We start from the raw sequence: 10,882 nt of genomic DNA on the forward strand, positions 1-10,882 counted from the left end.
AACGGCAGGCGCTCGCGCCGGCCAAGTAGAACCGAACGGGACGGGCCCGTCACAGCCCATGAAAGAGCGGTCGCATCCACGAGAGGGTGGATGCGGCAAGCGGGGTGGTACCGCGACAAGCGCTTCGAGCGCCTGGCGTCCTCGTGCAGAAGAACGACCTGCCAGGAGTGAGATGCCGTACCCCAAGTCCCAGGAAGATCCGACCGATGCCGCCCGCGCGGGCGTGACGCCGAGCCCTGTCTTCCCGGAGATCGAGACAGAGGTTCTCGACTACTGGAAGAACGACGGCACCTTCCGTGCCTCCATCGACAACCGCGCCGATGCTCCGGAGTGGGTCTTCTACGACGGCCCGCCGTTCGCGAACGGTCTGCCGCACTACGGCCACCTGCTGACGGGATACGCGAAAGACGTCTTCCCCCGATTCCAGACGATGCGCGGCAAGAAGGTGGAGCGGCGCTTCGGCTGGGACACCCACGGTCTTCCGGCTGAGCTCGAGGCGGAGCGGCAGCTCGGCATCACCGACAAGAGCCAGATCGAGGCGATGGGCATTGCCGCCTTCAACGCCGCCGCGCGGGACTCGGTGCTGCACTACACGCGCGAATGGCAGGAGTACGTCACTCGTCAGGCTCGCTGGGTCGACTTCGACAACGACTACAAGACCCTCGACGTGACGTTCATGGAGTCGGTGCTCTGGGCGTTCAAGCAACTCCACGACAAGGGCCTCGCCTACGAGGGCTATCGCGTGCTGCCCTACTGCTGGCGCGACCAGACGCCGCTGTCGAACCACGAGCTGCGGATGGACGACGACGTCTACAAGATGCGTCAGGACCAGACCGTCACCGTGACGTTCCCGCTGACCGGGGCGAAGGCGGAAGCGCTCGGCCTCACCGCGGTGCGGGCCCTCGCCTGGACGACGACACCCTGGACGCTTCCCACCAACCTCGCCCTCGCCGTCGGGCCCGACATCACGTACGCGGTGGTTCCCGCCGGCCCCAACGGAGCGGCAGACGGCCACGGCAGCCCGGAGCACGCCGACCTCGGCGCCGAGTACCTGCTGGCGGTCGACCTCGTCGGCAACTACGCGAAAGACCTGGGCTATGGGTCGCCGGCCGATGCGCTTGCGGCCGTGACACGGCGCGTGCGGGGGGCCGAGCTCGAGGATGTGACCTACGACCGGCTCTGGGACTACTACGCGGACACCGAGACGTACGGCACGCAGAACGCCTGGCGCATCCTCGTCGACGACTACGTGACGACGGAGGACGGCACCGGCATCGTCCATCAGGCTCCTGCCTACGGTGAGGACGACCAGAGGGTCAGCGAGGCGGCGGGCATCCCGGTGATCGTCTCGGTCGACGACGGCGCGCGCTTCCTCCCGGTCGTGACGGATGTGGCCGGGCTGCAGGTGTTCGAGGCGAACAAGCCGCTGACCAAGCTGTTGCGCGAGAACGGCCGCCTGCTCCGCCAGGCGAGCTACGAGCACTCGTACCCGCACTGCTGGCGCTGCCGCAACCCGCTCATCTACAAGGCGGTCTCGAGCTGGTTCGTGCGGGTCACCGAGTTCCGCGACCGCATGGTCGAGCTCAACCAGGAGATCACCTGGGTGCCGGAGAACGTGAAAGACGGCCAGTTCGGCAAGTGGCTGAGCAACGCCCGCGACTGGTCGATCTCACGCAATCGGTATTTCGGTTCGCCGATCCCGGTGTGGAAGAGCGACGACCCCGAGTATCCCCGCATCGACGTGTACGGGTCGCTGGCCGAGCTCGAAGCCGACTTCGGCCGGCTTCCGCTGAACGCGGAGGGGGAGCCCGACCTGCACCGTCCGTACATCGACGAGCTCACGCGCCCGAACCCCGACGACCCGACCGGCCGTTCGACGATGCGCCGCATCTCCGACGTGTTCGACGTGTGGTTCGACTCGGGATCGATGCCCTTCGCTCAGGTGCACTACCCGTTCGAGAACCAGGAGTGGTTCGACACGCACAGCCCCGCCGACTTCATCGTGGAGTACATCGGGCAGACGCGCGGCTGGTTCTACATGATGCACGTGCTGTCGACGGCGATCTTCGACCGTCCAGCTTTCAAGAACGTGATCAGCCACGGCATCGTGCTCGGCAGTGACGGGCAGAAGATGTCCAAGTCGCTGCGCAACTACCCCGATGTCAACGAGGTGTTCGACCGCGACGGCTCCGACGCGATGCGCTGGTTCCTCATGTCGAGCCCCGTGCTGCGCGGCGGAAACCTCATCGTCACCGAGGAGGGCATCCGCGAGGGCGTTCGGCAGGTGCTGCTGCCGCTGTGGAGCACCTGGTACTTCTTCTCCCTGTACGCCAACGCGAGCGGATACGAGGCGAAGTGGCGCACCGACTCGACGGATGTGCTCGACCGCTACCTGCTCGCCAAGACGCGCGATCTGGTCGAAGACGTGACGACCGACCTCGAAGCCCTCGACAGCACGCTCGCGGCGGGCAAACTGCGCGACTTCGCCGACGTTCTCACCAACTGGTACGTTCGGCGCTCCCGCGACCGCTTCTGGGAGGGCGTGGGAGACGACGGCTCGAACAGCGAGGCGTTCGACACGCTCTACACCGTTCTCGAGACGGTCACCCGGGTCTCCGCACCGCTGCTTCCCCTGATCTCCGAGCGCATCTGGCAGGGACTCACCGGTGGGCGCAGCGTGCACCTGAGCGACTGGCCCGACGCCGGGGCGTTCCCGGCCGATGACGCTCTCGTCGAGGCGATGGACAGCATCCGGTCGATCAGCTCCACCGTGCTGTCGCTGCGCAAGCAGGCCGGGCTGCGGGTGCGCCTGCCTCTCGCGTCGCTGACCGTCGTCGCGCACAACGCCGCTGCGCTGGCCCCGTTCGAGGGAATCCTCCGCGACGAGCTCAACGTCAAGTCCGTCAAAGCCGTCGAGCTGCAGGACACGAGTGCGAGCGAGTACGGCATCACGAGCAAGCTGACCGTGAACGCCCGAGTCGCCGGCCCTCGCCTGGGCAAAGACGTGCAGAAGGTCATCCAGGCCGCTCGCTCGGGCGACTGGTCGGAGGTCGACGGTGTCGTGACCGCGGGCGGGCTCGAACTGGTCGACGGCGAGTACGACCTCGTGCTGGAGACGGCGCAGGCCGACGGAGAGTCGACGACCGCTCTGGCTCTGCTCCCTGCCGGTGGCTTCGTGCTGCTCGACACGGTCACGACGCCCGAGTTGCAGGCAGAGGGCCTCTCACGCGACGTGATCCGCGCCGTGCAGGACACCCGCAAGGCCGCCGGACTCGACGTGAGCGACCGCATCCGCCTCGACCTCGTCTTCTTCGACGACCGGGATGCGGCCGCGATCGACCTGGCGAGCGAGGTGGACATCGCCGCCGAGACGCTGGCGCCGGTCGCGCGCGTGTTCGCTCCGTCATCGTCGGCTCAGGTGGGCTCGGTCGACGGGGCGATCGGCTCCGAATGGCTGGCGTCCGTGGTGGAGCACGACGCTGCCTTCTACCAGGATTTCGCTGCCGGACAGTTCGCGAACGCCGGCCGCTTCATCGTGGCGGTGACCCGCCAGGACGGGAGAGCCGATGTCTGACGACGACTTCACCGAGGCTGCGGACGCCGTCTACCAGGCGCTTCTCGCGCGCGTCGGCGAGGGGGCGCCCGAGCGCCGGCTCGACGCCACCCGGCGCGCGGTCGAGCTGCTCGGCGATCCTCAGCGGGCGTACCCGATCATCCACATCACGGGCACCAACGGCAAGACCAGCACGAGCCGGATCGCGGAGAGCATCCTGCGCGCCTACGGCCTGCGCACGGGGCTCATGACCAGCCCGCACCTGGTGCGCTTCAACGAGCGCATCATGATCGACGGCGAGCCGATCAGCGATGAGAGCCTCGTGCGCAACTGGGAGGACGTGCAGCCCTACCTCGAGATCGTGGACGCCGAGCTCGCGGAGGCGGGCCAGGCTCCGCTGACGTTCTTCGAAGCGCTCACCGCTCTGGCGTTCGCGGCGTTCGCCGACGCTCCGGTCGATGTCGCCGTGATCGAGGTCGGTATGGGCGGCGAGTGGGACTCGACGAACGTGGGGGACGGTCAGGTCGCGGTCTTCACGCCCATCTCGCTGGACCACACGAAGGCGCTCGGCTCCACCGTCGCCGCCATCGCGCGCACGAAGTCGGGGATCATCAAGCCCGCCGCCGACGTCGTCAGTGCGGCGCAGCCGGCCGAGGCCCTGGCCGAGCTGGTCGCGGCGGCAGAGCTCACCGAGTCGACGTTCGCCGCTGCTCCCGAGTCGTTCGACGTGGCGAAGACCTCGGTGGCGGTCGGCGGTCAGCTCGTCACCATCCGTGGCCGGGCCGCCACCTACGACGAGCTGTTCCTCCCGCTCTACGGCGATCACCAGGCGCAGAACGCCGCCGTGGCCGTCGCCGCGGTCGAGACGTTCCTCGGCCGTGGAACTCAGCCGCTGAACGCCGCGCTGCTCGAAGAAGGGTTCGCCACCGCGACCTCCCCGGGGCGACTGCAGCTGATCGGCGTCGAACCGACCGTGCTGGTCGATGCGGCCCACAATCCGGCCGGGGCGAAGACCCTCGCCGCGGCGCTGCGAACGTACTTCGGGTTCGAGGAGATCGTGTTCGTGGTGGGCATCCTCGGCGACAAGGATGCCCAGGGCATCCTCGCGGAACTCGCTCCCGTCGCCGCTCGCTTCCACGTCACGCGGTCGCACTCCGATCGCGCGATGGACGAGGAGACACTGGGCGACCTGGTGCTCGCGACCACCGGAGCCGAGAGCACGTTCGTGTTCAGCGACCTCGAAGACGCGCTGGAGCAGGCTCGCGACTGGGCTCAGGACGGTCAGAGTCGCGCCGTCGTCGTGACGGGCTCGATCACTCTCGTCGGTGAGGCCATGGCCATCGCGGCTGAGCAGAACTGGAAGAACGCGGAATGAGCGACGCGTCGCCCCGCAAGCCGCGCCGGGCGCGCGGCGTGCAGGAGAGCCTGGGTTCGATCGTGCTCGCCTTCGAGCTGGTGGTCGTCTTCCTCGGCGCGCTGGTGCTCTTCGGGCTGAAGGCACTTCCTCCGGCCATCGCGCTCGGCGGGGGAGGCGTGGTGGTGCTGCTGATGATCGTCGCGGCCGCAACGCTTCGGCACCCCGGAGGCATCTGGCTCGGCTGGTTCATCCAGCTCGTGGTCGTCGCCGCCGGCTTCCTCGTGCCCGCCTTCTTCATCGTCGGCGTCATCTTCACGGCCCTCTGGGCGTACTGCATGATCGCGGGCGCCCGAATCGACCGAAACAACCGAGCCGCACGTGCGGCAACCAACGGAACGGAGAATCCATGACCACCGATGTCGAAGAGACACTCGTACTCGTCAAGCCCGACGGGGTCGCCCGCAACCTCACCGGTGAGATCCTGCGCCGCATCGAGGCGAAGGGATACTCGCTCGTCGACCTGAAGATGTTCCAGGCCGACCGCGAGCTGCTCGCCAAGCACTACGAGGAGCACGTGGGCAAGCCGTTCTACGAGCCGCTCGTCGAGTTCATGGAGTCCGGCCCGATCGTCGCCATCCGTGTCGCGGGCAACCGCGTCATCGAGGGATTCCGCTCGCTGGCCGGCACGACCGACCCGACGACCGCGGCGCCCGGCACCATCCGCGGCGACCTCGCCCGCGACTGGGGTCTCAAGGTGCAGCAGAACCTGGTGCACGGCTCCGACTCGCCCGAGTCGGCAGCGCGCGAGCTCGCCCTCTGGTTCTAAGCCTCACCACGAAGGGTCCCGACTCGCCGTTGGAGCACACGCTCCGACGGCGCGTCGGGACCCTTCGTTGTTCTTGCCGCGTGGTCTAGATGAAGACGTTGTGGATCCAATCGAGCCGCACCTGGGCCCAGATCGCGACGATCGCGTAACAGACGATGGTGATGAGCGGCACCCAGCCGTACAGCTTGCCGAAGAAGCGGCGGGCGGATGCCGGAACGGGAATGTTCCCTTCCTTCAGGTTGTAGAGGCTCACCGCCCAGAACGTCGGGATGGTCACGAGCCAGGTCACCATGCACCACGGGCACAGCACGTTGAGGACCATGACGGACTGCGTGATCAGGAAGATCACGAGGGCGAGCGCTGCGACGACGCCGAGGTTGAAGAGCATCCAGAACCATTTGGCGTACCGAGCGCAGGCGAGGATGCCGGCGCCGACGGCGATGGTCGCCGTCCAGCCGACGAGCCCGAGCAGCGGGTTCGGGAAGCCGAGCAGGGATCCCTGCCACGACGAGAGGTTCGTGGAACAGCTCACGAGAATGCTGAAGTTGCACGACAGCTGAGCGTTCGGATCGGCCAGTAGATCGAACTTGTCGATCGTGAGCTGGAAAGCCGCCAGGAAGCCTATGGCGCCCGCCACGATGAGGAAGATTGCCAGGGCGATCGGACGTCTGCTGGTAGTGGGTGACACAGTCGGATTATGACATAGCACTTCGCGTGTCGAACTGGGAGAGACGGCGGATGCCGTGCGGACATGCGATAATCGTTACGAAGTCTTCACGGCCGCACGCCGAGAAGACGCCAAAGAAGGCTTGAGGGCGTGCAACGCCCAGTACGGGCCGGTCCGAGTGGCCGGCCGAATGACATCGAGAAGTGCGACCAGAGCCACGAGCCGGTCGCACACATGGAGAATTGCGGGTGGGGCGCGAGCGTCGCATTCGCTACGGAGAGTACCCGGAGTGCGGGGAACCGCGCCGGTCGAGGAGTGCACCAGCGATGGTGGAAAACGAAAATACTGACAAGAACACGGTCAACGGAACGGAAGCAGGCGCAGAGGGCGGGGTGAAGAAGAGGTCACGCCTCTTCGGATCGCGCAAGAGTGCCAAGAAGGCGGCCGTGTCCTCGGCGTCGACACCTGCCGTTTCGACGACCCCGGTCGCTCCTGCCTCTGCAGTCGAGCAGCCGGCGGCCGAAGCGACCCCACACGCAGAGCCGAAGGCCGAGGAGCCCGACACCGTGACCCAGACCCCAGAAGGCACCATCGAGCCCGCGGCGGAGCCTGCCGAGGCGGCTGAAGCGGCCGAGTCGACCCAGCCGACCCAGCCGGCACTGTCGGCAGAGAGTCAACTGCCGGGCCTGCCGCCCACGACGCTGCTCTTCCAGGCGCCGGACATCAAGCCGCTGCCTCCGCTGCCGGACGACGACTCCGACGATGACGGAGGATCGGTGCGCCGACGCTCGCGCCGCCGGGCCGGCGAAGAGAGCCGCAGCGGATCGAACGACCCGGCGAACACCGTCGTCAAGGTGCGCACGCCCCGCGAACCCGAGCTCATCACCGAGCCGCAGCGGGTCAAGGGCTCCACGCGTCTGGAGGCGAAGAAGCAGCGTCGTCGTGACGGTCGTGACGCCGGCCGCCGCAGACCGGTGATCACCGAGGCCGAGTTCCTCGCACGCCGCGAGTCCGTCGACCGCCAGATGATCGTGCGCGAGAAGTCGGGCCGTATCCAGATCGGCGTTCTCGAAGACAAGGTGCTCGTCGAGCACTATGTCGCGAAGTCGCAGGAGGCGTCGCTCATCGGCAACGTCTACCTCGGTCGCGTGCAGAACGTGCTGCCCAGCATGGAGGCGGCGTTCGTCGACATCGGTCGCGGCCGCAACGCGGTGCTCTACTCCGGTGAGGTCGACTGGGATGCGGCGGAGACCGGCAATCAGCCGCGCCGCATCGAGCTCGCACTCAAGCCGGGCGACCGCGTTCTCGTGCAGGTCACCAAAGACCCTGTCGGTCACAAGGGCGCGCGCCTCACGAGCCAGGTGTCGCTTCCCGGCCGGTACCTCGTGTACGTGCCGAACGGCTCGATGAACGGGATCAGCCGCAAGCTGCCCGACACCGAGCGTGCCCGGCTCAAGAAGATCCTCAAAGAGGTGCTCCCCGAGAACACCGGTGTCATCGTGCGCACGGCGGCCGAAGGGGCCACCGAGGAGCAGCTGACGCTCGACGTCACGCGGCTCACCGCGCAGTGGGCCGACATCTCGAAGCAGGTCGAGACGGTCAACGCTCCCGCGCTGCTGCACAGCGAGCCCGATCTGCTCATCAAGATCGTGCGGGACGTCTTCAACGAGGACTTCCAGAAGCTGATCATCGCCGGCGCGGACGCCCAGTCGACGATCGAGACCTACCTCCGCCAGGTCGCTCCCGATCTGCTCGACCGGGTCGAGACCTACGCGGGTGACCGGGATGCGTTCGACGAGCACCGCATCACCGAGCAGATCGAGAAGGCGCTCGACCGCAAGGTCTGGCTTCCTTCCGGCGGTTCCCTGGTGATCGACCGCACCGAGGCCATGACGGTCGTCGACGTCAACACCGGCAAGTTCGTCGGTTCGGGCGGAAACCTCGAAGAGACCGTCACCAAGAACAACCTGGAAGCGGCCGAAGAGATCGTGCGCCAGCTCCGCTTGCGCGACATCGGCGGCATCATCGTCGTCGACTTCATCGACATGGTTCTCGAGTCGAACCGCGATCTCGTGCTGCGGCGTCTCATCGAGTGCCTCAGTCGCGACCGCACGAAGCACCAGGTGGCGGAGGTCACCTCGCTCGGCCTCGTTCAGATGACCCGCAAGAAGCTCGGACTCGGACTGCTCGAGACGTTCAGCGAGGCCTGCGAGGTCTGCGCCGGTCGCGGCGTCGTCGTGCACCACGACCCGGTCACCAAGCACCGTCAGACGCCGCAGCAGCAGCCGCAGAGCGAGCGCCGTCGCGGCCGCGGCGGTCAGCAGTCCGGTGGAAACGCATCCGGTGGCGGGAACAACGGCAACGGCGGAAGCGCGTCGTCGAACGGTGGCGGCGCGAACGCTGCGACCCACGCCATCACGGAAGACGCCCGGGGCGCGCTCGCGCAGATCGCCGCGAGCACGTTGGCGGCACACAGCCACGACCAGGACGAGGCCGGTCACGGCAAGCACATCGCTCCGGAGCAGACCGAGGGCGCAGACCAGTCGGCGCCGCAGAGCGCCGTCGAGGAGTCGGCGGCGCCCGCGCCCAAGAAGTCGCGCAGAAAGAGCTCCAAGAAGTCGGAGAAGCCCTCGGAAGAAGCCGCGGCTCAGGCCGAGTCGCCCGATGCTTCGGGGTCGCAGGCGTCGGATGCGGCTCCGGCCGCGGATGCGCCCGTCACGCTGCTCGACATCCCTGTCGCCGCCGCACCCGCGGTGCGCCGCCCGAAGGCCAAGGACGCCGATGAGCTCCTCGGGTCGGTGCTCGACGCCCTGCCGCAGCCGAAGCAGCCGGGTCAGGGCCGCGGGCGCAGCAGGCGCGTGAGCACAGCGGCCATCGCGGGCGGTTCGGTCGCCCCCGAGATCACGCGAACGGAGTCGGAGGAGTAGCGACTCCGCCGACCGATTCGCGAAGGCGTGGGATCAGTGCTTGCGCACTCGATCCCGCGCCTTCACTCTGAGCCCGCTCGCTCGAAGCCGGGTCACCAGCTCCTTGCCGCCGACGGGTGTTGCGCCCGCGGCGACCAGCTCGTCGTACCTGCGATCCGGCACGTCGTAGTGGTCGAGGTCGAACGCGCGCGGCGCGACGTCGTTCGCCGCCGCGAAGGCGTGGAGCTCATCCAGGGAGGCGTCGCTGACGAGATGCGACCACAACATGCCGTGGGCGGGCCATTGCGGGGGATCGATCAGGACCGTCATACAATGATTGTAGGAACCGTCGCCGATGTCGGCGCGGCCCGACCCCCATCCGACTCGCTCGATCCTGAGTTTGACCGCATGTGGGCCATCGGGTAAAGTTGACCGTTGGTGTGTGTTGGACGCCGTCCACACGAGCGCCATGGTTTTCTGAGAGCAGCAGTCGTTTCGTACGATGCGCCGGCTCGCCAGTAACTTCCTGAAGACAAAGACAGTAGGACCAGGTCCAGGGCTCGAGCTGAGCCAGGGGAGCTGTTCCCCAGAGAAAAGGTACGTAAAGTGGTTTACGCAGTTGTGCGCGCCGGTGGCCGCCAGGAAAAGGTCGAGGTCGGCACCATCGTGACGATGGACCGCATCAAGGCCAACAAAGATGGCAACGTCGAGCTGGCTGCCGTGCTGCTTGTCGACGGCGACAAGATCACTTCCGACGCGTCGTCGCTCGCCAAGGTCACGGTCACGGCCGAGGTGCTGGGCGACCTCCGCGGCCCGAAGATCGTCATCCAGAAGTTCAAGAACAAGACCGGTTACAAGAAGCGCCAGGGCCACCGTCAGGAGCTCACGCGCGTCAAAGTCACCGGCATCAAGTAACGCGTCGAGCACAGGCTTAGGAGAGCAAGCAGATGGCACACAAAAAGGGCGCAAGCTCCACTCGTAACGGTCGTGACTCGAACGCGCAGCGCCTCGGCGTGAAGCGCTTCGGCGGCCAGGTCGTCGGCGCGGGCGAGATCATCGTCCGCCAGCGCGGCACCCACTTCCACCCCGGCGTGAACGTCGGCCGTGGCGGCGACGACACCCTGTTCGCGCTGAGCGCCGGTGCGGTGGAGTTCGGTACGCACCGCGGCCGCAAGGTCGTGAACATCGTTCCGGTCGCCTGAAACCCCTAGTTCCTAGGACTCAGGCTCCGTAGAGCGTTTTCGCGAGGGCGGACCTTGCTTGCCCGGCCAGAAGCTTCGGCTTCCGGATCGGGAAGCAGGTCCGCCCTTCGTGTGTTTCCAATGAACGACGAGCAAAGACATTTCGTACTCCTCCGGCCCTTCGTCGGAGGAACCCCCAGGAGGCACTGAACCATGACCACCTTCGTGGACCGCGTCGAACTGCATGTCGCCGCGGGTAACGGAGGCCACGGCTGTGCCTCCGTTCACCGTGAGAAGTTCAAGCCGCTCGGCGGCCCGGACGGCGGCAACGGCGGCCGTGGCGGCGATGTCATCCTGGTCGTCGACCAGGCCGTGACGACGCTCCTCGACTA

The 10,882-nt window shown here is 67.2% G+C and carries 9 protein-coding genes and 1 pseudogene; 8 read left to right on the forward strand and 2 right to left on the reverse strand.

The window, feature by feature from the left end:
* Positions 1-172 precede the first annotated feature (172 nt).
* From ileS to ndk, 4 genes are read left to right on the forward strand one after another with little or no spacing between them, the layout of a single operon-like run.
* Positions 173-3,574 carry an isoleucine--tRNA ligase gene (gene ileS, locus ACFVWR_RS13995; RefSeq protein WP_387213061.1) on the forward strand — a complete coding sequence of 1,134 codons (3,402 nt, stop codon included), beginning with the start codon at positions 173-175 and terminating at the stop codon, positions 3,572-3,574.
* On the forward strand, positions 3,567-4,928 hold the full coding sequence (locus ACFVWR_RS14000) for a bifunctional folylpolyglutamate synthase/dihydrofolate synthase (RefSeq protein ID WP_387213064.1): 1,362 nt from the start codon (positions 3,567-3,569) through the stop codon (positions 4,926-4,928). Before ileS ends, ACFVWR_RS14000 begins: the two co-directional genes overlap by 8 nt.
* Complete coding sequence (locus ACFVWR_RS14005) at positions 4,925-5,320, forward strand: DUF4233 domain-containing protein (RefSeq protein WP_387213067.1); 396 nt, start codon at positions 4,925-4,927, stop codon at positions 5,318-5,320. The genes ACFVWR_RS14000 and ACFVWR_RS14005 overlap by 4 nt, the downstream gene beginning before the upstream one ends.
* Entirely contained in the window at positions 5,317-5,736 is a 420-nt protein-coding gene (ndk, locus tag ACFVWR_RS14010) for a nucleoside-diphosphate kinase (RefSeq protein WP_387213070.1), read from the forward strand. Before ACFVWR_RS14005 ends, ndk begins: the two co-directional genes overlap by 4 nt.
* 85 nt (positions 5,737-5,821) lie before the next feature.
* Here the strand turns inward: ndk and ACFVWR_RS14015 are convergent, their stop codons facing one another.
* Complete coding sequence (locus tag ACFVWR_RS14015; protein WP_387213073.1) at positions 5,822-6,424, reverse strand: vitamin K epoxide reductase family protein; 603 nt, start codon at positions 6,422-6,424, stop codon at positions 5,822-5,824.
* 305 nt (positions 6,425-6,729) lie between these two features.
* Between ACFVWR_RS14015 and ACFVWR_RS14020 the strand changes: the two genes are divergently transcribed.
* Positions 6,730-9,330 (forward strand): Rne/Rng family ribonuclease, encoded by a 2,601-nt coding sequence (locus ACFVWR_RS14020; protein WP_387213075.1) that lies wholly within the window; start codon positions 6,730-6,732, stop codon positions 9,328-9,330.
* A 33-nt stretch (positions 9,331-9,363) separates the two neighbouring features.
* On the opposite strand, the gene ACFVWR_RS14025 is transcribed toward ACFVWR_RS14020, so the two are convergent.
* Entirely contained in the window at positions 9,364-9,639 is a 276-nt protein-coding gene (locus ACFVWR_RS14025; protein WP_387213078.1) for a DUF4031 domain-containing protein, read from the reverse strand.
* A 276-nt stretch (positions 9,640-9,915) separates the two neighbouring features.
* Between ACFVWR_RS14025 and rplU the strand changes: the two genes are divergently transcribed.
* The 3 genes and pseudogenes from rplU to obgE form a co-directional block, all read left to right on the forward strand.
* Entirely contained in the window at positions 9,916-10,224 is a 309-nt protein-coding gene (rplU, locus tag ACFVWR_RS14030) for a 50S ribosomal protein L21 (protein WP_387213081.1), read from the forward strand.
* A 32-nt stretch (positions 10,225-10,256) separates the two neighbouring features.
* Positions 10,257-10,511, forward strand: a complete 255-nt coding sequence (gene rpmA, locus ACFVWR_RS14035) for a 50S ribosomal protein L27 (protein ID WP_387213084.1) — start codon at positions 10,257-10,259, stop codon at positions 10,509-10,511.
* Positions 10,512-10,703: 192 nt separating this feature from the next.
* Positions 10,704-10,882 (forward strand): annotated as a pseudogene (gene obgE / locus ACFVWR_RS14040) (GTPase ObgE); the annotation flags it as partial.

Origin of the sequence: Leifsonia sp. NPDC058292 (assembly GCF_042880955.1) — a bacterium.
Classification (GTDB): Bacteria; Actinomycetota; Actinomycetes; order Actinomycetales; family Microbacteriaceae; genus Leifsonia.

Excerpts from the sequence above, each read along its gene's own strand:
- ACFVWR_RS14020 (WP_387213075.1), top strand. The coding sequence starts at position 6,730 with ATGGTGGAAAACGAAAATACTGACAAGAACACGGTCAACGGAACGGAA.
- ileS (WP_387213061.1), top strand. The coding sequence starts at position 173 with ATGCCGTACCCCAAGTCCCAGGAAGATCCGACCGATGCCGCCCGCGCG.
- rpmA (WP_387213084.1), top strand. The coding sequence starts at position 10,257 with ATGGCACACAAAAAGGGCGCAAGCTCCACTCGTAACGGTCGTGACTCG.
- ndk (WP_387213070.1), top strand. The coding sequence starts at position 5,317 with ATGACCACCGATGTCGAAGAGACACTCGTACTCGTCAAGCCCGACGGG.
- ACFVWR_RS14000 (WP_387213064.1), top strand. The coding sequence starts at position 3,567 with ATGTCTGACGACGACTTCACCGAGGCTGCGGACGCCGTCTACCAGGCG.
- ACFVWR_RS14005 (WP_387213067.1), top strand. The coding sequence starts at position 4,925 with ATGAGCGACGCGTCGCCCCGCAAGCCGCGCCGGGCGCGCGGCGTGCAG.
- ACFVWR_RS14025 (WP_387213078.1), bottom strand. The coding sequence starts at position 9,639 with ATGACGGTCCTGATCGATCCCCCGCAATGGCCCGCCCACGGCATGTTG.